This is a genomic window from Paraburkholderia sp. SOS3, from assembly GCF_001922345.1.
In the GTDB taxonomy this organism is placed as follows: Bacteria; Pseudomonadota; Gammaproteobacteria; order Burkholderiales; family Burkholderiaceae; genus Paraburkholderia.
In genome coordinates this window covers 1,782,197-1,804,411 of the sequence record NZ_CP018812.1, presented here as the reverse complement: position 1 = coordinate 1,804,411, position 22,215 = coordinate 1,782,197, and the positions used below count along the sequence as shown (strand labels likewise).

Below are 22,215 nucleotides of genomic sequence, written 5' to 3'. Positions count from 1 at the left end.
CCTGGATGTTTGAATCCCCGCTACTCGCGGCGCTCCGGCTGATGTTCGGGCTTCGTCATGCGACGAATACCGCGCCGGATGCCTCGGGCTGTCGTCATCACTGCCGTCAAGCAAGAATGGAGTCTTCATGAAGTCATTCCCGCTACGCGGGCCTTTGCTGTGCCTTTTACTCGTGGGCCTCGCCGCTTGCAGCAAACAGAAGCCGGCCGCACCGCCGCCGCCGCATGTGTCGGTGGTGACCGTGCACAAGCAGGACGTGCCGCTCACGAGGGATCTGGTCGGCAGGCTTTCGCCGTATTACAGCGCGAACGTGACCGCGCGCGTGTCCGGTGTGCTGCTCAAACGCGTCTACAAGGAAGGCAGCCAGGTGCGCGAAGGGCAACTGCTGTTCCAGATCGACCCGACCTTCTACAAGGCGCAGCTCGACAACAACCTCGCGCAGCTCGCGCAGGACCAGGCGACCTACGTCAACGACCACATCACCGCGGTGCGTAATCGCAAACTGCTGCCGGTCGGCTCGGTGTCGCAACAGACCGTCGACAACTCCGACGCCGCCGAACGCAGTGCGGCCGCGAAGGTGAAAGCGGATCAGGCGCTCGTCGAGAGCTCGCGCATCAATCTCGACTACACGCGCGTGACCTCGCCGATCAGCGGCATCGCAAGCCAGCAGCTCGTCACCGCGGGCGCGGTGGTCGGCAGCGGCAACAGCGACGCCGGCGCGGCGGGCACGCTGCTCACCACGGTCCAGCAGATCGACCCGTCGTACGTGAACTTCACGATCAGCGCCGCCGATCTCGTCACGCTGCGCCAGGCCGCGACGAAGGGCTCGGTCGCGCTGTCGAACCAGAACCGGACCACGGTCGAAGTCACGCTGCCCGACGGCAGCGTGTACGACAAGGTCGGCACGCTCGACTTCACCGACGTGACCGTCAATGCGACGACCGGCGCGGTCAATCTGCGCGCGCTCGTGGCCAACCCGAACCATGTGCTGTTGCCCGGCATGTACGTGAACCTGACGATGAACCTCGGCCAGCAGAACAACGTGATCCTCGTGCCGCAGCAGGCGCTGCTGCGCGACACGGTCGGTTCGTACATGTACACGGTGAGCCCGGACAACAAGATCGTGCGCAAGGACATCACCGCGGCCTACCAGTACAAGGACAGCTGGATCGTCACGGGCGGACTCGACGACGGCGACCGCGTGCTCGTCACGCAACTGCAGAGCGTCCACGAGGGCCAGCCGGTGGTGCCCGTTGCATGGCAGCCGCCCGCAGCCGCCGCATCAGGCGCCGCGGCCGCAAGCGCCCCAGCAGCGGCGGCCCCGGCCCCGGCCGCATCGGGCGCCATGACGGCGAGCGCCGCGGCGGCGTCCGCACCCGACACGGCGAACGCGGCTAGCCGCGCGCAATAGGAGTTTCCGGCATGCCGAGTTTCTTTATCAAACGCCCGGTCTTCGCGTGGGTCGTCGCGATCCTGATTTCGCTGTTCGGATACATCGCGATGCGCTCGATGGGGATCGACTCGTATCCGGACATCGCGCCGCCGCAGGTGACGATCACGTCGACCTATCCGGGCGCGAGCGCGCAGACGATGGAAACCACCGTCACGCAGGTGATCGAGCAGCAGCTGACCGGCATCGACAATCTGCTGTACTTCAGTTCGAAGTCGAGTTCGAACGGCCAGTCCGTCATCACGCTGACGTTCGCGACCGGCACGAATCCCGACATCGCGCAGGTGCAGGTGCAGAACAAGATCACGGTCGCCCAGCCGCTGCTGCCGTCCGCGGTCGTGCAGCAAGGCGTCGTGGTCGCAAAGGCGAGCCCCGATATCCTGATGTTCCTCGCGCTGCGTTCGGATAATCCGGCGATCGACGCCGGGCGCCTCTCGGACATCCTCGCGTCGGACATCCAGCCGCAGATCGGCCGCGTGAACGGCGTCGGAAATACCACGCTGCTCGGCTCCGAATACGCGATGCGTATCTGGCTCAACCCGGACAAGCTGCAGTCGTATGGGCTGTCGACCACGCAGGTGGAAACCGCGATCAGCGCGCAGAACGCGCAGTTCGCGGCCGGTTCGCTCGGCGCGGATCCGGCGTTGCCCGGCCAGGTGTTCACCGCCACCGTCTCCGGCGATTCGCTGTTCTCGACGCGCAAGCAGTTCGAGGACATCATCATCGTGGCGAACAGCAACGGCACGGTGGTGCGTCTGAAGGACGTCGCGAACATCACGTTCGGCGCGCAAACCTACGGCATCGCGCCGGTCTGGGACGGCAAGCCGGCCGGCGGCCTCGCGGTGTTCCTGCTGCCGGGCGCAAACGCGCTGGCGGTCGCGAAGGCGGTGAAAGCGGAAATGACGTCGCTCGCGAAAGACCTGCCGAACGGGGTGTCGTGGAGCGTGCCGTACGACACCACGCCATTCATCACCGCGTCGATCGCGGACGTCGTGCACACGCTCGCCGAGGCGATCATCCTCGTGTTCCTCGTGATGCTGCTGTTCCTGCAGAACTTCCGGGCCACGATCATTCCAACGCTCGTGATACCGGTCGCGCTGCTCGGCACGTTCATCGGCCTGTCCGCGCTTCACTACACGCTCAACCAGCTGACGCTGTTCGGGATGGTGCTTGCCATCGGCATTGTGGTGGACGATGCGATCGTCGTGATCGAAAACGTCGAGCGCATCATGACGGAGGACAAGTCCGACCCTCGCACCGCCACCATCAAGGCGATGAAGCAGATCACGGGGGCCATCGTCGCGATTACGGTCGTGCTGTCGGCCGTGTTCGTGCCGTCCGCGCTGCAACCGGGCGCCACCGGCATCATCTACGCACAGTTCGCGTTGACGATCGCCGTGTCGATGATCTTCTCGGCCTTCCTCGCGATGTCGTTCACGCCGTCGCTGTGCGCGGCGATCCTGAAACAGGGCTCGCATGTGCAGAAGAACTGGCTGTTCCGCAAGTTCGACAGCGGCTTCGAGTGGCTGACGCACCATTACGTGCGCCATGTCGGCCATTCGGCGCGCCGCGTGCCGATCTGGATGACGCTGTTCGTGATCGTCACCGTGCTGGCCGGCTTCCTGTACACGAAGCTGCCGACCGGCTTCGTGCCGGACGAAGACCAGGGCTTCATTCTCGCGCTGATCAATCTACCGCCGGGCGCGACGATCCAGCGCACGAACCACGTGATGACCGAGGTTCGCCAGACGCTGCTGAAGAGTCCCGTCGGCAAGGACATTTCGAGCATCTTCCAGCCGGAAGGCTTCAGTTTCGTCGGCACGAGCGAAAACGTCGGTATGGCGTTCATCAAGCTGACCGACTGGGACAAGCGCTCGAAAACCGCCATGCAGCTGATTCCCGAGGTGAATCAGATCCTGCACGCGATTCCCGATGCACAGATCTTCGCGACCAACCTGCCGACCATTCGCGGCCTGAGCCAGTTCGGCGGTATCGATATGTATCTGCAGGCGCGTGAAGGCCAGTCGCGCGCGGAGCTCGACGCGGCGACGGCGACGCTGGTCACGGACGCCACGAAGAGCCCGGTGCTGTTCGGCATCCGGCCGAACTCGCTGCCGACCGCGCCGCAGCTGGACATCGCGGTCGACCGTGTGCAGGCCGAAGCGATGGGCCTGTCGTTGAGCGATGTCTATGCGACGATCCAGATGCAACTGGCGCCGTTCTATATCGATCAGTTCACGTACGGCGGCCGCGTGAAGCGCGTGTATATCCAGGCCGACGCGCCGTACCGGATGGGTCTCGATGCGTTCCAGCATCTGTATACGCCGACCAAGGCGACCAGCGGAACCAACGGCATCACAAGCGGGACGTCGAGTGCGAGCACCGCGACAACGGCCAGTACGTCATCGTCGAGCTCGACCGGCGCGGCCAACAGCAGCGGATATCTGACGCAGGTCAATCCGTCGGCTGCGAACACCGGCATCGCACCGTACAACATGGTGCCGCTGTCGAGTGTCGTGAAGACTCAATGGACCATCGGTCCGCTCGTGTTGCCGCGTTATAACGGTTACTCGGCGATCGAGATCGTCGGTAACTCGGCGCCGGGCTATTCGACCGGTCAGGCGATCGACACGCTGCAGAACATCGTCGATACGAAGCTGCCGAACGGCTTTGCGGCGGACTGGACCGGCCAGTCGTATCAGGAACTGCTCGCGGGCAGCTCCGCGACCGTGCTGCTCGGGCTGTCCGTGCTCGTGGTGTTCCTGTGTCTCGCGGCGCTGTACGAAAGCTGGACGATTCCGGTGGCCGTTCTGCTCGTCGTGCCGCTCGGCATGCTGGGCATGCTCGCGTTCTGTCTGTGGTTCAAGGTGCCGAACGACATCTACTTCAAGATCGGTCTCGTGACGGTGGTGGGTCTTGCCGCGAAGAACGCGATTCTGATCGTCGAGTTTGCGGTCGAAGGCCAGGCGCGGGGCATGACGCTCTACGATGCGGTCATCGAAGCGGGCCGCCTGCGTCTGCGGCCGATTCTGATGACCTCGATGGCGTTTATTCTCGGTGTCGTGCCGCTCGTGCTGTCGACGGGCGCCGGCGCCGCGTCGCGTCACGAGATCGGCACGGGCGTGATCGGCGGGATGCTGTTCGCGACGTTCTTCGGGCTGATGCTGATACCGGTGTTCTACGTCACCGTGCGGCGTCTGCTCGGCGACAAGCTCGATGAACCGTCGAAGAAGATCCACCATCACGACGACGGCGATCCGCAGGAAGCGAACGTGTAACGGCAATGAGACGGACACGCGAAGACGCGCTGAAGACGCGCGATCAGATTCTCGACGCGGCCGAAGTGACGTTCTTCGAGCACGGCTTCGCGCATACGACGCTCGCCCGGATCGCCGGGCACGCGGGGCTCACGCGCGGCGCCATCTATGGACACTTCAGGAACAAGGGCGAAGTGTTCAGTGCGATGGCCGAGCGCGTGAAGCTGCCGATGGAAATGCTCGTCACCGCCACGTTCGACCCTCGCGAAGCAGATCCACTGGGCCGGATCCGCGATCTTTTCATGTTCTGTCTCGCCAAGGCCGCCATCGAGCCGCATAGCCGCCGCGTTTTCGAAGTGCTGTTCACGAAGTGCGAATACACGGAAGAAATGGCGCCGGTGCTCGAGCGGCAACGCATCGCCGCGCGCGACGGCCGCACGCGCATGGAACTGGGCCTGCGCAACGCGATCGACAAGGGCCAGTTGCCGCGCGAACTCGATACCGCGCGTGCCGCGGGCCTGATGCTGATGTTTCTCGGCGGCGTGCTGCGCGACTGGCTGCTCGACTACGGGTCGGTGGACTTGCCGCGCGACGCGAAGCTGATTGCCGATGCGTGTATCGGCATGCTGAGGAATTCGCCGGCGCTGCGGCGTCAGGAAACCGCGGCGGGTTAGCCGGCTGCATTTTTAGCGCCCTTCCGCCGCCCGCTTCTGGCAGCGCAACGCTGCCAGCATGGCAGGATCGCGCATCGACTGCACAGCGGTTGTTTTTGACGCGCTTCAATTTGCACGACTGATCGGGCATATTGAGGGCTGCCAAAGCACGACCGATAACGAACACCAATGAATGCCCCTGGTTCCGCCGTTTCTCCCCCTTCGTCCGGCCCGGCGATCCGCGACGCAACCGATGCGGATCTGCCCGCCATCCAGGCCATCTACGCGCACCACGTGCTGACCGGCGTCTCATCGTTCGAAGAGACGCCGCCTTCGGTCGACGATCTGCACGCGCGGCGCGCCTCGGTGCTCGCACTCGGCTTGCCGTATCTCGTGGCGGAAACCGACGGCCGCGTCGCCGGCTACTGCTATGCGACGCTGTACCGGCCGCGCATCGCATACCGGCACACGCTCGAAGACTCAATCTATGTCGACGATGCATTGCGTGGCCGCGGCGTCGGGCGCGCCCTGCTCCAGGCGCTGATCGAACGATGCGAGCGCGGCCCGTGGCGTCAGATGATCGCGGTCATCGCGGACGGCGGCACAGGCGGCTCGCTGTCGCTGCATCGGCAGGCCGGGTTCGAGCTTGTCGGCACGCTGCGCGGCGTCGGCTTCAAGCATGGGCGCTGGCTCGATACGACGCTGATGCAGCGCGCGCTGGGCGATACGGGCGAGATGTCGGCCGCGGGCTAAACGCCTCGCTGCCGGACGATGCGCCCGCCGACCGGCTCGCTTCGACATAACCCGCTATCATCCTCGTGCTGATGCTTCGCATCCGCCCTGTACACACGAGGAGACATCCATGTCGTTCGCCCACACCCCCGCGAGCCGCGTCGCCGCGTCCGGCCCGATTTCCGAGGCCGAGCAGCGCACGCGCATCGACCTCGCCGCCGCCTACCGGCTCGCCGCGTTGAACGGTTGGGACGATCTCGTCTACACGCACATCTCCGCGAGCGTTCCCGACGAACCGGGCCATTTTCTGATCAACCCGTTCGGCTTCGGCTTCGATGAAGTGTGCGCCTCGAACCTCGTGAAAATCGACATCGACGGCAATATCGTCGGCGCGAGCGAGCATCCGGTCAACGCGACAGGTTTCGCGCTGCATGCGGCCGTGCACGCGGCGCGCGCGGACGCGTTCTGCGTCATGCATCTGCACAACACGGCGGGCATTGCGGTGTCGATCCAGCCTGCCGGTTTGCTGCCCGCTTCGCAGCACGCATTGCGCTTTCACGGTTATCTCGCGTATCACGATTACGAAGGCGTGACGTTCTCGCCGGCCGATGGCCAACGGCTCGTCGCCGATCTCGGCGACAAGCCCGCCATGCTATTGCGCAACCACGGCACGTTGACGGCAGGCCGCACGGTGGCCGAAGCGTATGTGCTGATGGCGACGCTGATCAAGGCGTGCGAAATCCAGCTGCAGGCGCAGGCGGGCGGCACGCATCTCGTGCTGCCGTCCGCGGCGGTTGCCGGGCGCGCGGCCGAGCAACTCCACGATGGCGGCGCCATTGAAGGCGGCATCGAATGGCCGGCCTTGCTGCGCAAGCTCGATCGCATCGACCGCTCGTATCGCGACTGAAGCCGGAGTGCTTCAACCATTTCATAACCAGGAGACGTAGTTATGCCTACCTTTCGCATCGAACTCTTCGAGGGACGCACCGTCGCGCAGAAGCGCGAATTCGTCGAAGCGATCACGAAAGCGACTTGCGAGTCGCTGAAGGTCGAGCCTTCATCGGTCGACATCATTCTCGTGGACGTGCCGCGTGAAAACTGGGCCACGGGCGGTCGCCTGTGGTCCGATCCGCAGACCTGATTTCGCCCGCTTCCCGCCTCGTTCAGCCGATGCTGCAGCGCGGTGGATTGCCGCACGCCGCATCGGCGCCCGGTTCGCCGCGCGCTTCGATCCAATGCGCATTTCCTGATATCAATCAAATATTTATGCCGCCTGCAGCCGCTGCGGCAATGCGCCTCGCTGCGTAATTTCGACACACGTCGCAGCGCAGCACGATTTTTCACACTCCCTTACGCTTGCGTTCACCTGCCAAACAAAAAGGCAGGTGCGCGCCGACATGGGTCGCCGTGCGTGGTTCGGATTCCCGGTATCGAAAAATGCACACCGCCCTCTCCGCCTTCGATCTGGCTCGTCTCCAGTTCGCCTTCACCATTTCGTTTCACATCGTTTTTCCCGCGCTCTCGATCGGTCTCGCGAGCTTTGTCGCCGTGCTCGAGTGGCGCTGGCTGCAAACCGGCAAGGCGTACTACAAGGACCTGTGCCTGTTCTGGTCGAAGATCTTCGCCGTCGCGTTCGGCATGGGTGTCGTGTCGGGCGTCGTGATGAGCTACGAGTTCGGCACGAACTGGTCGGGCTTCTCCGCTTTCGCCGGACCCGTCACGGGCCCGCTGCTGATGTACGAAGTGATGACCGCGTTCTTTCTCGAAGCGGGTTTCCTCGGCATCATGCTGTTCGGCTGGCAGCGCGTGAGCCCGCGTGCACACTTCGCCGCGACGCTGATGGTCGCGATCGGCACGTTGATCTCGACGTTCTGGATTCTCGCGTCGAATAGCTGGATGCAAACGCCGCAAGGCATCGAGATCGTCGACAACCATGTCGTGCCGGTCGACTGGTTCAAGATCATTTTCAATCCGTCGTTTCCGTATCGCCTCGCGCATATGGCGCTCGCGGCTTTTATCGTGACCGCGCTCGTGGTGGCGGCCGTCGGCGCATGGCATCTGCTCAAGGGCCGGCGCGACGCCGCCGTGAGAAAAATGTTTTCGATGGCGCTCTGGATGCTGCTGATTCTCGCGCCCGTGCAGGCATTCGTCGGCGATCAGCATGGTCTGAATACGCGCGAGTATCAGCCTGCGAAGATCGCGGCGATCGAAGGTATCTGGGACACCGAAACGAATGGCACCGCGCTGAATCTGTTCGGCATTCCCGACATGCAGGCAGAAACCACGCGCTATGCGCTGTCGATTCCGCATCTGGGCAGCGTGATTCTCACGCACAGCTGGGATGGCCAGATTCGCGGCCTCAAGGAATTTCCGCCGCAAGACCGCCCGAATTCGACCGTCGTGTTCTGGAGCTTCCGCGTGATGGCGGGCCTCGGCATGCTGATGATCGCGTTCGCGATCACTGCCTGGGCGATGCGCCGCCGCGATCGGCTGTATGAAGCGAAATGGTTCCAGCGTTTTGCAGTCGCGATGGGGCCGACCGGTTTCATCTCGCTGCTGGCCGGTTGGGTCACGACCGAGGTGGGCCGTCAGCCATGGGTCGTGTACGGCATGAAGCGCACCGTCGATGCGGTCTCGCCGCTCACGGCGCAGCAGGTTGGCATCTCGCTGATGGCGTTTATCGTCATCTACTTTCTCGTGTTCGGCACCGGCGTCTACTACCTGCTGAAGCTGATGCGCAACGGTCCCGCGCTGCCGGGCACGACACCCGACGGCGTCCCCGACGACGCGCGCGGCCGCCCTGCCCGCCATGCGCTGCCGGTTGCGTGATTCGAATACCGCGTTTGCATCGCGCGTTGAACCTGATCGATATTTGCGAGGAACAAGATGGACGTCACTGTAGTGTGGGCCGCGATCATCGCGCTTGGTGTGTTGCTGTATGTCGTGCTCGACGGCTTCGATCTCGGCATCGGCATCGTGTATCCGTTTTTTCCAGACGAGAAGGAACGCGACCTGATGATGAACACCGTCGCGCCCGTCTGGGACGGCAACGAAACGTGGCTCGTGCTCGGCGGCGCAGGGCTATTCGCCGCGTTTCCGATGGTCTATGCGACCGTGCTCCCGGCGCTGTATCTGCCGCTCGTGTTCATGCTCGGCTGTCTGATCTTCCGCGGCGTGTCGTTCGAAATCCGCGCGAAGGCGAATCGCACCAAACATTTGTGGGACCTTGCGTTTATCGGCGGGTCGACCGGCGCTGCGTTCTTCCAGGGCATTGCGCTCGGCGCGTTCCTGCAGGGCATCCCCGTTGAAAACGGCAGCTTCGCCGGCAGCGCGTTCGGCTGGCTCACACCGTTTTCGCTGCTAACGGGGCTTGGGCTCGTCGCAACTTATGCACTGCTCGGCTGCTGCTGGCTCGTCGCGAAGACCGAAGGCGATCTGCAACGGCGCCTGCATCGCGTCGTATGGCCGCTGACCATCGTGCTGCTCGTGTTTATCGCACTCGTCAGCCTGTGGACCCCGCTGCAGGATCCGAACATCGCGCAACGCTGGTTCGAGTCGGATCTGTTTGCACGGCTTTTGCCGGTGCCGTTCCTCGTCGCGCTGTGCGCGTTCTTCATGTATCGCGCGGTGCGCGAGCGGCATCACAACACGCCGTTCATGCTGGCGCTCGCGCTGGTGCTGCTCGGCTATATCGGCCTGCTCGTGAGCCTCTGGCCGTATGCGATTCCGTCGAGCGTCACGCTCTGGCAAGCGGCCGCGCCGCGCTCGAGCCAGATGTTCACGCTTGCGGGCGCCGCGGTGATCCTGCCCATCATCATCGCGTACACGACGCTCGGTTACTGGGTATTCCGCGGAAAGGTGCGTCATGGCGAAGTCCACTATCACTGAAACTGAAGCGAGCGCGCGTCGCCTGCCCGGCTGGCTGTGGTTCGTCGCGCTGTGGTGTGTCGGTGTCGGCAGCGCGATGACGGTCGGGTTCGCGTTCAAGGTGCTGATGAACGCGACGCTGTTCGCCGTCAGCCGCTAGGCCGGATGGGCTCGTCCGCATGCATCGGACATGCGGCGAACCCTTCCGTCTCGTGCGTCGCCCGTCCCCGTCGCGACCCGCGTGCGGATAAGCCTTTCGGCTATCACTTCGCCGCGCGGACATCCCTTCAAAAACGTTTCGGCGTACTCGTCTACGTAGCAGGCCGCGGCGCCTGCGCGTCGCGCCACTCGACATCGCATTGCGCCGCCGCTGCCGCGCCGGCCCGGTACCGGGCCGCGCAGCCGGCAAGCCAATCGCGGTGGCGCGAGGGACCCGCCTCCGGCGACGGCATGATTGCTTTCGCCGGCGAGGACGCCAACAATAAGCAACCGGCAATCAGAGCGGGACGCCGGACGCGGACTTCGAGCCGCGCCGGCTGGCCGTCAGGGGCGCGCATGCCGCAACGCGGAAATTCTCGATGCGGCGTGGGCGGCATGGACGGTCCGGCGGTAGCAGGACGAACCAGCAGGGCCAATTCGCGGAGACATCATGAAGTTTCTTGTGGCCGACGACCATGAACTGATCCGCCAGGGTGTCAAAGGACTGTTGCGCGGACTCGATCCAGCCGCACAGTTCGACGAAGCCGAGAGTTGGGAAACGCTTGCCGCGCTGGCGCGGCCCGATGCAAACCACGACCTTGCGATCGTCGATCTGCATATGCCCGGCATGAGCGGCGCCGCATCGCTCGAGAGCCTGCTGAAGGCGAATCCGGCGCTGCCGGTCGTCGTGCTGTCCGCCGAGGAGTCGCCCGACGAGATGCGCGCGGTGCTGGCCGCCGGCGCGCTTGGCTTCGTGCCGAAGCGGCAACCGTCGAGCGTCATGCTGAAGGCGATCGAGCTCGTGCTGTCGGGCGGCGCGTATGTGCCGATGGAGGCACTCAGCCTGCTCGGCGCGCGCGACGCGACCTTGCCGGAAACTGCAGGCGCGGCGTCGGGCACGGCGTCCGGTTCGACGTCGAGCGCGGGGGTTGCCGCGGGCGCGGCCGAGGCCGAACCGATTGCGCGCGTCGAAGCGCTGCAGCCGCATCAGCGGCATCTGCTCGAAAACCTGTCGCCGCGCCAGCAGGAAATCATGCGGCTCGTGCATCGCGGCTGGACCAACAAGATGATCGCGCGCGACCTCGGCGTGGCCGAAGGGACCGTGAAGGTGCATCTGTCGGTGATTTTCCGGGCGCTCGGCGTGCATAACCGGGCAACGGCGATCGCGGTGATCAACGGATGGCTGGAGACGGGAAAAGTGCTGTAATGGGCTGCGTCGCCGATGCGCCCGAACGGCTCGCTCGATGGGCGCCCCGGATTCCGGATCGGGTCGTCGCGAGCTATCGGCGCTCGCGAACGGCAATGACGCGGTGCTGGGCGATTGCATAGATCGCCGCATCGTCGGCAAGCTGGTTGACGACGAATCCGCCCGTGAATGCGCCGAACGCCGGAAGCACGCCGTATTTCGCCGCAAAGCGAAAGCATGGCACGCGCACGGAATCCGACCTGCTCGCGATCACATAGACCGGGTGCTCGTGGCCTGCGAGCGCGTATGCACCGTCGACCACCTGCGGGTAGTGGCACAGCGCCCATGGCCCATGCATCCACGGCTCCTGCACCGTCTCGATGCCAAGCGAAGGCGGCAAGATTCCGGCGCTACGGTCATGATTGCCTTCGATTGTCACGACGCGCACAGACGCATGCCGCGCACGCCATTCGCCGAGCGCGCCCACCGTTGCGCTGCCGAGCGATGCCCTGCCATGCAGCAGATCGCCGAGGAACACGATCGATACCGGCCGGTGCGTCGCGATCAGCGAATCGAGCCGCGCGAGATCGTCATGCGTACCGCCGGCCGGCACCGGCACGCCGTGCGCCCGGAATACGGCGTCTTTGCCGAAATGCGCATCCGCGACGAACAGGCTGCGCAGATGCGGGTCGAACGCGGCGCGCTGTGCGCACAGTTGCAGCGCGAAGCCGCCCACTTCGGCAGTCAGGGTCTGGAAAGTCATCAGCGTCCGGCCTTGTCGAGCTCGGCCAGCATGCGCTCGATGCGGTCGGCGAGTTTTTCGGTGCTGAGTCTTTCGCGGATGCGCGCGACGATCAGCGGGAATGCGAACGGTGTTGGCTTCTTCGGATGCGTCAAAGCAAGCCGGCAAGCATTCATCGCAACGAGCGCGCGCTCGATGCGGCGTAGTTCGAGTTCCTGCAACCTGACCTCCGAATCGGCTTGCGCGAGCAGCAGGTTGTTGCTGTCATGCTTGCGGAACACCTCGTAGAAGAGACCGCTCGAGGCTTGCAATTGCCGTGCGCTTTTGTGCTGCCCCGGATGGCTTTGGTAAATGAGCCCGGAAACACGGGCGATTTCGCGGAAGCGACGCATCGCCAGTTCCGATGCGTTGAGGCTTTCCATGATGTCGTCCGTGAGGTGCGTGGCGGAAAACAGGCCGCCCGCAATCAGGCTCGCCCAGTCGAACGGTTGCGACGACAACAGTTCGAAGCCGTAGTCGTTGGCGGAGATCGAGAATGTGCCCGGCTGATGTCGCGACGCGCGCCAGCCGAGCAGCGATGCGAGGCCGATATGTGCAATGCGTCCGGCGAACGGATAGCAAAAGAAGTGATGGCCTTCGCGGGTTTGCAGCGCTTCGACGACGAGTACGCCGGCTTCCGGCAGCGCCGACCAGTTCGCCTGTAGTTGCAGCAAGGGCCGAACCGCGATCATCTCGGGCTCGATGTAGACGCCGCCTTGGGCTTCCCCAAGCATCGCCAGTGTCGCGTCCGCCAACTCCGACGACAGGGGCATTTTGCTGCCCGCCCACTGCGGCATCGCCCCTCGCGACGAACTCGCGCGCCGCACATACGCTGTCATGTCGCGCACGCGCACGAGTTCCAGCGCCCGGCCGCCGAATGTGAAGATGTCGCCGGGCTTGAGCCGCGAGATGAACGATTCTTCCATCGAGCCGATGCGTCCGCCGCTGAGCCAGGCGACTTGCAGCGTCGCGTTCGAGACGATCGTGCCGATATTGTTGCGATGGCGCCTGATCAGGTCTTCACGCGGCACGCGATACATGCCGTCATCGTCGCGTGCCACACGGTGATAGTCCGGATACGCGTGCAGCGATGCGCCGCCGCGTTCGACGAAGGTCAGCGCCCAGTCGAATTCTGAGGCGCTGAGGTCGCGGTATGCGAAGGTCGTACGGATTTCGTCGAGCAGATCGGGCGCGGTGAAGCCGCCGCCGATCGCGACCGTGACCAGATGCTGGACCAGCACGTCGAATGGCTTGTGCGGCGTGTCGCGGCCTTCGATCCGCTGCGCCTCGACCGCGCGCCGCGCGGCGGCGGCTTCCACCAGCTCGAGTGCATGGGTCGGCACGATCGTGATGCGCGACGCGCGGCCGGGCGCGTGGCCCGAGCGTCCCGCGCGCTGCATGAGCCGTGCGACGCCCTTCGGCGAGCCGATCTGAAACACGCGCTCGACCGGCAGAAAGTCGACGCCGAGATCGAGGCTCGAGGTGCACACAACCGCTTTGAGTTTGCCGTTCTTCAGTCCATCTTCGACCCATTCGCGCACTTCTTGCGCGAGCGAGCCGTGATGAAGCGCGATCAGCCCGGCCCAGTCGGGCCGCGCTTCGAGCAGCGCCTGATACCAGATCTCGGCCTGCGAGCGGGTGTTGGTGAAGACGAGCGACGTGCGTGCTTCGTCGATGCCCGCGGCGACCGGCCCCACCTGCCGCGTGCCCAGGTGGCCACCCCACGGAAAGCGTTCGATCGTCGCGGGGATCAGCGTGTCGATGATCAGCGCCTTCGGTTGCATGCCGCTGACGGTTGAGCGCGGCGTGCGAACCGGCGCGAGCAGCACATCGGCGGCGAACTCGAGATTGCCGAGCGTCGCCGACAGTCCCCACACTTGCAGATTGGTGCGCCAGCCCGCGAGGCGCGCGATCGCGAGCTGCATCTGCGTGCCGCGCTTGTTGCCAAGCAGTTCGTGCCATTCGTCGACAACCACGAGGCGCACGTGCTTGAGCTCGTCGCGTGCGTCGCTGCGCGTGAGCATCAGCGCGAGGCTTTCCGGCGTCGTGACGAGTGCGCTCGGCATTCGCCGGTTCTGGCGCGCGCGTTCCGCCGAGCCGGTGTCGCCGGTGCGCAGGCCGACGGTCCAGGGCACGGCGAGTCCTTGCGCGGAGCTTTGCAGCGCCCGGGCAGTATCGGCGGCGAGTGCGCGCATGGGCGTCACCCATAGGACCGTAAGCGGATCCGCGAGCGCGCGCGGCGGGTGATCTCCGAACGCCGCCATTGCGCCGAACCATACGGCCCAGGTCTTGCCGGCGCCGGTCGTGGCGTGCAGCAGGCCGCTCGAGCCGGCCGCAATCGCGCGCCAGACCTCGCGCTGGAAGTCGAATGGCTGCCAGCCGCGGGCGTCGAACCATTGCTGCTTGCGGCTGTTGAACGGCAGTGCAGCGTGTTCGGGATCGGGCGAGTAGACGGTTGATGTGAACGTGTCGTGCGGCGGTTCGACGCGCGCTTTCGGTATCCGACGCGGGCGCGGCGCGCGGTGGCGCGTCGGCGGCGTCGTGGAAGCGTCGGGCTGGTCGCCGTCTGTGGTGTCGGTGGCGGTGGCGGCGGTGTCGCGCGCTGCGTGGCGGGCAGGATCGATCGGATCAGTCATTGGCGACATGGGTGACAGACGCGAGATCAGACGCCTGGTGTGATCGATGTTCTGTTGTGACTTGCGGGTGGGAGCAAGCGGCATGCCCGGGGTGGGGGTGGATTTGGGCCTTGGTTACCCTCGGCGCATGTCATGCGCGGGGCTCGAGCAGATTATCGGCTGGCGGGGAAAGCGGGCTTCAAACTCGGGAGATCAGCATGCGCCCAGGCCCATTGGCTAACCGCACAAGCATGCTCTCAGCCGATCTTGAATATCCGCAGTTTCTTCGCAAATAAAGCAGTGTTCAGGTATTCGTTAATCGTGCCGTTCGGAAGCTTGTAGGCACTGTAGTTGAAGGTCGTCCCGTTCACAACAACGGTGCCTGTGCACTGCCCCTGAGGCAACGACGCCCCGATATTGTTGAGGTCACCTGTCACCGCGCTTTGAACTGCGGTTGCATCAGAGCCGCCGCCGATAACGTGACGGAAGGTGTGGGTGCTCTGATTGTCGTTAGCCCCGAACTGAATAGTCGAGTCACTCTCGGCTGCACTGTTTGTGGCAACAAGTCACCAACACCGGCATTCGCGACGGCACCCGGCTAACCCTGATAGTCCTCGAATTCCCAAGCACCAATCCTCGCCACCTTCTGCGCCAACTCCCAAAAATTCTTCCCCGTACATCCTTCAACATACCGAGCAATCTCACTCTTAATGCGATCGCAGTCGTAATGAGAGACGATCAACATATGACGCCCCCATACGGCGCCCGCATGAAGATATTTCGTCTTGATCCAATCGGGGGTGCATACCAGTATCTGATACAGATGTCCCCCCTCTTCGTTATCTGGCCCAACTTGCACGGTGACCCAGAAGCCGAAGCACATCTGGTCCTCCGGCAAATCTTTGTCGAAGGCCACATGGCTACCGGTATCGATACTCTTAACGATTGCTTTCATGGCTTTGAGATGTTCAAGTGTCCGTTGCTTATAACCACGCCATTTTCCAGTTGCTGGAAATTTGCCTGCACACCGGTAGGGGCGTATTGCACAGGGGTGTTTGGTTTAGCCGTTGGTGGCCTATACACCCGAGTTCCGTCGGCGCTCACTAAACCGCCCGGCACGCCATTTATAGGCCGAGCGCCGTCCCCGACCCACGTTTGCCCAAGGGTATCAGCTTCCGCCGCGGTACCTGTTCCAATGGGGAAGTTGATATTACTGGTGCCACTACCGTTCACCGCAGCCGCCAATCGTGGGTCCTGCGCAGCGATATTGGCCAAGTTTTCGTTCGCGAGCTGCCCCTTCAAACCCTGAAGGGTTGCTGCGTTGGCCGTGCCTTCTGACGTACCCGCCGTGTTTGCGGCAAGTGCACCTTCGAACGCCGACAAAGCGAGCGCGCCAAGCCCCAAGGTTGCGTATGTCTCACCCAGCGCGCCAAGCGCCGGGTTGTTGTACTGGAAATACGGCACGAAACTGTCGCTGCCTGGCAGTGACCCACTGCTAATGTTCAGGGCGGTATTCCCGATGCCCGCTAGCACGTCAGTTCCCGCGGCCGCATCCATTACGGGAACGTCCGCGCCAGCGTTCAGCGCCGAGCTAACGTTGTTCAGGAATGCGGTCAGTGCCGCGCCACACGAATTGTGCTCACAGAAGTTGTTCAGCGTCTCGTTCTGGGCCGCCGTTGCTGCTCCCTGAACATTGAACCCGAGCGCGCCCGCAACACTCCCGCTCACCAGCATTTCGATGCCGGCCAACGCCGCTGGCGAAAGATTGCCACTGCCGTTGATGATCGGGTTCACCCCGGCCGACACAGTCCCACCAATCGCCCCACCAGCGCACCCTGTTCCTTCAGCGGCCCCAGCGGCACATCCGAGTCCTGCATGAGCAATCACATAAAGGGGGCTATTCCCACCCGCCGACATCGCACTCGTATCGCTCGGCAGATACACCTGCGGCATCAGCGCGGTGATCGTCGGACAGGTGGCGTTACCGGTCGCCTTGCAATCCGGATCGGGCACGGTCTGCTCGACGTACCACAGCATCGGCTTGTCGAGTTCACTCACCTGTGCCTGCGTCAATGCATCGCCAAGCTGCAGGTTGTTCGCCTTCGCGTAGTCGATCGCGTTCTGATACAGGTACGCCTTCTCCTGCTCGGTCACCGTCGCGCCGCTCATACTGTCGTAGCTCAGCCCATCGATAAAGCTGGCCTTGCCCGTCTGCTGCAGCGCGGCCTGCTGCAGCAACACGTCCTCTTCCTGCGGGTTGTAGTAGAACAGCGTCGAGCCCGGCTGCAGGTTCGACGGCAGGTTGTTCAGCAAATCCTGCGGACCAAGGTCGCCAATCGCCGAAGGCGCGAGCGAGCCGTCGACGAAGGCCGCCTGACCGGCCACCGCGGTCGGCAACGGATCACCGACACGGCGCGGCGTCGAAAGATTGAGCCCCGGCAAATTCACCGGGCTCAACGAAATAACCTGCGACGGCGCATTGACGCGCGGCGTATACGTATTAGCCGTCGTGATACCGTTGATCAGTTGCTGACCCGTCAACGAAACCGATGTGCCGATCACGTTGCCGACGTTCTGGATCTGCCCGTTCGACGTGATCGACAGATTCGGCGCCTGGATCGTTGCTGCGATATTGCCGACCGGCGTCGGCGGATCGATCGCGCCGCCCGTGTTCGTGTACGCGCTGCCATACAGTTGCGTGCATTCTTCCGGCGACCCGCACGCCCACGTATCGTGCCGCTTGTCACTGCTGAACATGCCCGTTTCCTGCACCCAGTGCGAGTGCCAGTACGCGTTCAGCGTCTGCGCCTCGTTCACGACGGGGCCGGCCACCGAAATCGTCGCGCTGCGCGGCTAGCGTCGGCGTCGTGCCGCCGCCGAGCGCGCGCCTTACCGCGACAAAATTCCGAAAACACCTGTGAATCAACTGCCTGTCCGCCGGCTGCCTATTTCGAGGAGTCGCTGCAAGACGACTATCGCCTGGCGATCCGAATCGCGTGATCGAGCCCGGCGTCAGCGAAGATCCTTTTCGGGTCCAACTGCGGTCGTTCGCCGTCATTTGGCATACCGCATTTCAGCCCAGCCAGTTCACGTAACGCGGACTACGCGGACGAAGCTCGCATTTGCTCCTGTGCATACCGTGTTGGCGACAGTCCGACGTGGCGGGTAAATGCAACGCTAAAGGTGCTGGCAGAACTGTAACCAACGCGTTGTGCGACTTCCGCAATACTCCGCTTATCGTGCCGCAGCATGTTCCTCGCGATTGCCATACGCCAGGCGAGCAGGTACTCAATTGGCGGGACGCCCACTGCTCGGGTGAACCGTTCGAAGAATGCCGAACGCGATAGCGCTGCTTCCTTCGCCAGTTGCGCAACCGTCCAGGGCCGGGCCGGACTTCCGTGAACCAGTCGGATTGCAAGCGCAAGGCGCTCGTCGGCAAGCCCGCGCAACAGGCCCGGCGACGCCGCCGTGCCCGCAGTGAACCGCAACGCCTCGATCATCAGAACCTCGAGCAGCCGTGCTAGCACGACCTCTCGCGCGGGCCGTTGCGCGTGAGATTCGTCACCCACTAATTGCACAAGCGTGGCCAGTCTCTTCTGTGCGCGAACGTGCACGAGTTGCGGAAGAAGCGAAACGAGCAAAGCTGCGTCAGGCGAGCCGAAGGTGAAGTGCCCCACGAGCAGTCGAACGTCAGGTGGACCGCTTTGAGCGCCGACTCTGAACTCGGCAGCGGATACCGCAACGGGCGCCATATCGAAGGCCTTCGATGTCGTTGGCTCGATGCTCGACATCGTGAAGTCATACGCCGCGGGAATCAGCACGAAGTCGCCTTCGTTCAGGGCGATCGGCTTCGGTCCGTCGACTGCAAGGCGGCAGGAACCTTCAAGGATCACGCAGTAAAAGGGTTGGCCGACTTCCGAACGGCGAACGCCCCATGAACCCGCGCCATTGACCACTTTCGCGAATCGTGCGCGAGGCTGAAGCAACGTGACCACCTCCGCCAAGGGGTCAATCATGTTTGGACTCTTGCAAAGAAAATGTGGACTTTCGATTGTAGCAAGTCCGGTTGCGGCGTCTTATCGTCTCGATTCCGCAATCAACCCACGGCATGTCCTGATGAAAACCGTTCTGATCACCGGATGCTCATCCGGCTTTGGCCTCGAAACCGCGCGCTATTTCCTCGACCGCGACTGGAAGGTGGTCGCCACGATGCGAACGCCGCGCGAGGATTCGATGCCGCGCTCCAAACGTCTGCGTGTGCTCGCCCTCGACGTCACCCATCCGGACAGCATCCGCGAGGCCGTGCAGGCGGCAGGTCCGATCGACGCTTTGGTCAACAACGCAGGGATCGGCATGCTGGCCGCGCTGGAAGGCACGTCGATGCAAGTCGCTCGCGAGCTGTTCGAGACCAACACGTTTGGGACGATCGCGATGACCCAGGCGGTGCTGCCTCAATTCCGCGAACGCAAAGCGGGAGTCATCGTGAATGTCAGTTCGAGTGTGACCTTGAAGTCGCTGCCTCTGCTGTCCGTCTACACAGCGAGCAAGGCGGCGGTCAACGCATTCACCGAGTCCCTGGCGCAGGAACTTGAGCCGTTCAACGTTCGGGTGAACCTGGTGCTGCCAGGCCGGGCGCCGGAAACATCCTTTGGCGAAAACGCGCGGTCCCGCATGCAAGGCACCGCGCCCGAGGAGTACGCGGCCTTCACGCAGACTGTCTTTGCTGGAATGGGGCAGACGTCGCTGGTCACGCGCGCACTGGACGTTGCGCAAGCGGTGTGGCGCGCGGTGAACGACCCATCGTGTCCGCTTCGCATTGCCGCCGGCGCGGACGCCTTGGTCTTGGCCGAATCATGCTGAACCTGAACGTTCCGACGACGTTCGGTCCGCTTTGGTCGACCGGCGGAACCGCTCCATCCGATAAGGTTTTCATGCGCCGCGTGCGACGCCGTTCCCCAGATCCGCAATCTGGCGATGAGTCGTTCAGTTGACCGCAACGAACGACCGTTATTGGCTATGAGCGGTTCGGCAACCGCGCACGGTTTGTTAAGCTCGTTACTCCACTTGCAAGGATCCTATGCCCAACAGCCCGCAGACCTGGTTCACCACGCCCATATCACTCGAACTGTTACGTGGCGCCCTCGAATTGGAACCGACCAGCCGCGGGCACATGCCGCACCGCCTTCCCGCTCGAGCTCGGGCTCAATGCGCGGATCCGCAACTGGCAATGGCCGAGGCGCAGCCCTCGGGAGTGCGACTGGTGTTCCACACTCATGCGACAGTCATCGAAATCGATGTGCTTCCGACCCGGTACATCTATGCCGGTATCCCGCCGCGGCCTGCGGGCGTGTATGACCTCCTCATCGACGGTCGACTCGTCGGGCAGAGCAGCGCGGCCGGCGGAGACGTCACCACGATCGACATGGCCGTCGGTACCGCTTCGAAACAGTCAGGTCCAGTCGGCACCGTTCGCTTTGGCGATCTGCCGGGCCACGACAAGAAAGTCGAGATATGGATGCCGCACAACGAAATGACCGAGCTCATTGCGTTGCGTACCAACGCCCGCATCCGCCCTGACTCCGACCATGGTCGAAGGGTGTGGCTGCACCACGGCAGCTCGATCAGCCAGGGATCCAATGGCGACAGCCCCACGGCTATCTGGCCCGCGCTCGCTGCCTCGCGCGGCAACGTGGAGCTCATCAATCTCGGCTTCGGAGGTAGCGCTCTACTGGATCCGTTCACTGCTCGAGCGATGCGAGACACCCCGGCCGACCTGATCAGTCTGAAAATCGGCATCAACCTCGTCAACACCGATTTGATGCGTCTACGCGCCTTTACGCCAGCGGTTCATGGTTTCCTCGACACGATCCGCGAAGGCCACCCGACGACGCCGCTGCTCGTCATTTCGCCGCTTTACTGCTTGATTCACGAAAACACGCCAGGTCCCGGAGCATTCGATCAAAGTGCGCTGATGGCAGGAAAGGTGTCGTTTCGCGCGACCGGCGACCCTGCCGAGCGCACGGCTGGGAAATTGACACTGACCGTCATCCGGGAGGCATTGCGGCGTATCGTGCAACTGCGTGCGGTGGCCGATCCACACCTTCACTACCTCGACGGACTTGACCTGTACGGACAGCGGGATTTTGCCGATCTGCCGCTTCCCGACCAACTCCACCCTGATGGCCGTGCGCATCGTCGCATCGGCGAACGGTTCGCCGAGATCGTATTCGGCCGCGGCGGCCCCTTCTTTCAAGGCCGTTATCAAACCCGATCTCAGTAAGCACGTCGACGCGCGTCCCGAATCGAGCGACATGACCCGCTACCAGCCTGTCGACGCGCAGCTTCGTAATCGTCTCCATGGCGGAGAAGCGTTTGTTTGCGGTCAGGCCAGCCAGTCTTCGTCTGACGTAGACGAGAATGTGCCACTCCGTACGTTCAGTAGCCGTCAGCGACCGCGCACTACTTTCTCCCTCGTCTTCCCCCTTTGCGAAGCATGACAACGCCCAAGCAGTTCGACCAACCGTGTCTCGCATTCGGAAAACGAGTACCCGCGCCGGTGCGAGATCATGAACGTGAGGGCGCGCATGTGCCATGCACGTCGTTGAAGTTTGACCAGTGTTCCCTTTACAAGATCTTCCTCGACCATATGGCGCGGCATATGCCCCCAGCACAAGCCGCCCCTGAGCAGATCATGCTTCGCGCCGAGGTCGTTCACCCACCACTGGCGTTCACTCGCGACCCCCTGTTGCGTCTTTTCGGCATCGGGCTGATTGTCGGTGACGACAAGCTGGATGTGCCGCCCAAATTCCTCGCGCGAAACCGGCCCCCCGCTTGAGGCCAGCGGATGCGATGGCGCACAGACGGTCACCATCTGCGCATCGCATAAATGATCCCTTTCTATGGTGCCCGGGCTCAGCTCCGGCACATCCGTGATCGTCACCGCCAACGCGCAGGTGCCTTCGAGAACCAGACGCTCTCCACCCTGCATGGTCGTCATGCGCAGATTGATGGCAACCGTCGGAAAGTCCGCCTGCAGCGTGCGCAGGCATTCAATCAGATGCGCGCGAGAAAAATAGGTATCCACAGCAATCGAGACCTGCGGAACCCCGGCCTCCGCGATCGAAACCGCGCGCATCTTCATTTCCTCGGTGCGCGAGATCACCCCACGAGCATCAGGCAGCAGACTGCGACCCGCAGCGGTAAGCGTCGCTTTGCGCGTGTTGCGCTCGAACAGCGCTACATCGAACGCGTTTTCGAGCGCGCCGATCGCGTGACTGATCGCCGACTGTGCACGCCTCAACTCCCGTGCAGCCCCTGAAAAGCTTCCCTGATCGCACACGGCGACGAAGGCGCGCAATTGATTGATGGTGACGTTGTCGAGCATAGATATCTAAAAAATAGATGGTAACTATACATCTTTCGTCAATTGGCTTCATGAATCAAGAGCCGCAGAATCGTGTCTGTCGAATTTTTCGA

18 protein-coding genes are annotated in these 22,215 nt (G+C 63.4%); 12 read left to right on the top strand and 6 right to left on the bottom strand.

The window, feature by feature from the left end:
* Positions 1–127: 127 nt before the first annotated feature.
* From BTO02_RS28095 to BTO02_RS28050, 10 genes are all read left to right on the top strand, one after another.
* Positions 128–1,411, top strand: coding sequence for an efflux RND transporter periplasmic adaptor subunit (locus tag BTO02_RS28095; RefSeq protein WP_075160362.1), 1,284 nt, complete (start codon positions 128–130; stop codon positions 1,409–1,411).
* Between the two features lie 11 nt (positions 1,412–1,422).
* Entirely contained in the window at positions 1,423–4,728 is a 3,306-nt protein-coding gene (locus BTO02_RS28090) for an efflux RND transporter permease subunit (RefSeq protein WP_075160361.1), read from the top strand.
* Between the two features lie 5 nt (positions 4,729–4,733).
* Positions 4,734–5,381, top strand: coding sequence for a TetR family transcriptional regulator (locus tag BTO02_RS28085; RefSeq protein WP_075160360.1), 648 nt, complete (start codon positions 4,734–4,736; stop codon positions 5,379–5,381).
* A gap of 168 nt (positions 5,382–5,549) precedes the next feature.
* Positions 5,550–6,113 carry a GNAT family N-acetyltransferase gene (locus BTO02_RS28080; RefSeq protein ID WP_075160359.1) on the top strand — a complete coding sequence of 188 codons (564 nt, stop codon included), beginning with the start codon at positions 5,550–5,552 and terminating at the stop codon, positions 6,111–6,113.
* A 109-nt stretch (positions 6,114–6,222) separates the two neighbouring features.
* Positions 6,223–6,999, top strand: a complete 777-nt coding sequence (locus BTO02_RS28075) for a class II aldolase/adducin family protein (RefSeq protein ID WP_075160358.1) — start codon at positions 6,223–6,225, stop codon at positions 6,997–6,999.
* Positions 7,000–7,041: 42 nt separating this feature from the next.
* Positions 7,042–7,233, top strand: coding sequence for a 4-oxalocrotonate tautomerase (locus BTO02_RS28070; protein ID WP_075160357.1), 192 nt, complete (start codon positions 7,042–7,044; stop codon positions 7,231–7,233).
* 296 nt (positions 7,234–7,529) lie between these two features.
* A complete protein-coding gene (locus tag BTO02_RS28065; protein WP_075160356.1) occupies positions 7,530–8,921 on the top strand; it encodes a cytochrome ubiquinol oxidase subunit I in 1,392 nt (463 codons plus the stop codon).
* Between the two features lie 57 nt (positions 8,922–8,978).
* On the top strand, positions 8,979–9,980 hold the full coding sequence (gene cydB / locus BTO02_RS28060) for a cytochrome d ubiquinol oxidase subunit II (RefSeq protein ID WP_075160355.1): 1,002 nt from the start codon (positions 8,979–8,981) through the stop codon (positions 9,978–9,980).
* Complete coding sequence (locus BTO02_RS34885; protein WP_198039271.1) at positions 9,958–10,119, top strand: hypothetical protein; 162 nt, start codon at positions 9,958–9,960, stop codon at positions 10,117–10,119. The genes cydB and BTO02_RS34885 overlap by 23 nt, the downstream gene beginning before the upstream one ends.
* A 489-nt stretch (positions 10,120–10,608) precedes the next feature.
* Positions 10,609–11,364 (top strand): response regulator transcription factor, encoded by a 756-nt coding sequence (locus BTO02_RS28050; protein ID WP_075160353.1) that lies wholly within the window; start codon positions 10,609–10,611, stop codon positions 11,362–11,364.
* Positions 11,365–11,437: 73 nt separating this feature from the next.
* Here the strand turns inward: BTO02_RS28050 and pdeM are convergent, their stop codons facing one another.
* From pdeM to BTO02_RS28025, 5 genes are all read right to left on the bottom strand, one after another.
* Positions 11,438–12,106 carry a ligase-associated DNA damage response endonuclease PdeM gene (gene pdeM, locus BTO02_RS28045; protein ID WP_075160352.1) on the bottom strand — a complete coding sequence of 223 codons (669 nt, stop codon included), beginning with the start codon at positions 12,104–12,106 and terminating at the stop codon, positions 11,438–11,440.
* A complete protein-coding gene (locus BTO02_RS28040; protein ID WP_075160351.1) occupies positions 12,106–14,760 on the bottom strand; it encodes a ligase-associated DNA damage response DEXH box helicase in 2,655 nt (884 codons plus the stop codon). The genes pdeM and BTO02_RS28040 overlap by 1 nt, the downstream gene beginning before the upstream one ends.
* Positions 14,761–15,337: 577 nt before the next feature.
* Positions 15,338–15,694, bottom strand: coding sequence for an immunity 8 family protein (locus BTO02_RS28035; RefSeq protein ID WP_075160350.1), 357 nt, complete (start codon positions 15,692–15,694; stop codon positions 15,338–15,340).
* Positions 15,691–17,496 carry a hypothetical protein gene (locus tag BTO02_RS35690; protein WP_442953511.1) on the bottom strand — a complete coding sequence of 602 codons (1,806 nt, stop codon included), beginning with the start codon at positions 17,494–17,496 and terminating at the stop codon, positions 15,691–15,693. The genes BTO02_RS28035 and BTO02_RS35690 overlap by 4 nt, the downstream gene beginning before the upstream one ends.
* Positions 17,497–17,840: 344 nt before the next feature.
* Positions 17,841–18,755: an AraC family transcriptional regulator gene (locus BTO02_RS28025; RefSeq protein ID WP_075160349.1), complete on the bottom strand. Its 915-nt coding sequence runs from the start codon at positions 18,753–18,755 to the stop codon at positions 17,841–17,843.
* 100 nt (positions 18,756–18,855) lie between these two features.
* On the opposite strand from BTO02_RS28025, the gene BTO02_RS28020 reads away from it, so the two are divergent.
* Positions 18,856–19,599, top strand: a complete 744-nt coding sequence (locus BTO02_RS28020) for an SDR family oxidoreductase (protein ID WP_075160348.1) — start codon at positions 18,856–18,858, stop codon at positions 19,597–19,599.
* Positions 19,600–19,816: 217 nt separating this feature from the next.
* Complete coding sequence (locus BTO02_RS28015; RefSeq protein WP_075160347.1) at positions 19,817–21,019, top strand: SGNH/GDSL hydrolase family protein; 1,203 nt, start codon at positions 19,817–19,819, stop codon at positions 21,017–21,019.
* 165 nt (positions 21,020–21,184) lie between these two features.
* On the opposite strand, the gene BTO02_RS28010 is transcribed toward BTO02_RS28015, so the two are convergent.
* Positions 21,185–22,123 (bottom strand): LysR family transcriptional regulator, encoded by a 939-nt coding sequence (locus tag BTO02_RS28010; RefSeq protein WP_075160346.1) that lies wholly within the window; start codon positions 22,121–22,123, stop codon positions 21,185–21,187.
* Between the last annotated feature and the right edge of the window lie 92 nt (positions 22,124–22,215).

What these genes read in the sequence shown, in the direction of transcription:
- BTO02_RS28035 (WP_075160350.1), bottom strand. Translation starts at nt 15,694, where the DNA reads ATGAAAGCAATCGTTAAGAGTATCGATACCGGTAGCCATGTGGCCTTC.
- BTO02_RS28065 (WP_075160356.1), top strand. Translation starts at nt 7,530, where the DNA reads ATGCACACCGCCCTCTCCGCCTTCGATCTGGCTCGTCTCCAGTTCGCC.
- BTO02_RS28010 (WP_075160346.1), bottom strand. Translation starts at nt 22,123, where the DNA reads ATGCTCGACAACGTCACCATCAATCAATTGCGCGCCTTCGTCGCCGTG.
- cydB (WP_075160355.1), top strand. Translation starts at nt 8,979, where the DNA reads ATGGACGTCACTGTAGTGTGGGCCGCGATCATCGCGCTTGGTGTGTTG.
- BTO02_RS35690 (WP_442953511.1), bottom strand. Translation starts at nt 17,496, where the DNA reads ATGTTCAGCAGTGACAAGCGGCACGATACGTGGGCGTGCGGGTCGCCG.
- BTO02_RS28095 (WP_075160362.1), top strand. Translation starts at nt 128, where the DNA reads ATGAAGTCATTCCCGCTACGCGGGCCTTTGCTGTGCCTTTTACTCGTG.
- BTO02_RS28050 (WP_075160353.1), top strand. Translation starts at nt 10,609, where the DNA reads ATGAAGTTTCTTGTGGCCGACGACCATGAACTGATCCGCCAGGGTGTC.
- pdeM (WP_075160352.1), bottom strand. Translation starts at nt 12,106, where the DNA reads ATGACTTTCCAGACCCTGACTGCCGAAGTGGGCGGCTTCGCGCTGCAA.
- BTO02_RS28020 (WP_075160348.1), top strand. Translation starts at nt 18,856, where the DNA reads ATGAAAACCGTTCTGATCACCGGATGCTCATCCGGCTTTGGCCTCGAA.
- BTO02_RS28040 (WP_075160351.1), bottom strand. Translation starts at nt 14,760, where the DNA reads ATGACTGATCCGATCGATCCTGCCCGCCACGCAGCGCGCGACACCGCC.
- BTO02_RS34885 (WP_198039271.1), top strand. Translation starts at nt 9,958, where the DNA reads ATGGCGAAGTCCACTATCACTGAAACTGAAGCGAGCGCGCGTCGCCTG.
- BTO02_RS28015 (WP_075160347.1), top strand. Translation starts at nt 19,817, where the DNA reads ATGCCCAACAGCCCGCAGACCTGGTTCACCACGCCCATATCACTCGAA.
- BTO02_RS28085 (WP_075160360.1), top strand. Translation starts at nt 4,734, where the DNA reads ATGAGACGGACACGCGAAGACGCGCTGAAGACGCGCGATCAGATTCTC.
- BTO02_RS28025 (WP_075160349.1), bottom strand. Translation starts at nt 18,755, where the DNA reads ATGATTGACCCCTTGGCGGAGGTGGTCACGTTGCTTCAGCCTCGCGCA.
- BTO02_RS28080 (WP_075160359.1), top strand. Translation starts at nt 5,550, where the DNA reads ATGAATGCCCCTGGTTCCGCCGTTTCTCCCCCTTCGTCCGGCCCGGCG.
- BTO02_RS28090 (WP_075160361.1), top strand. Translation starts at nt 1,423, where the DNA reads ATGCCGAGTTTCTTTATCAAACGCCCGGTCTTCGCGTGGGTCGTCGCG.
- BTO02_RS28070 (WP_075160357.1), top strand. Translation starts at nt 7,042, where the DNA reads ATGCCTACCTTTCGCATCGAACTCTTCGAGGGACGCACCGTCGCGCAG.
- BTO02_RS28075 (WP_075160358.1), top strand. Translation starts at nt 6,223, where the DNA reads ATGTCGTTCGCCCACACCCCCGCGAGCCGCGTCGCCGCGTCCGGCCCG.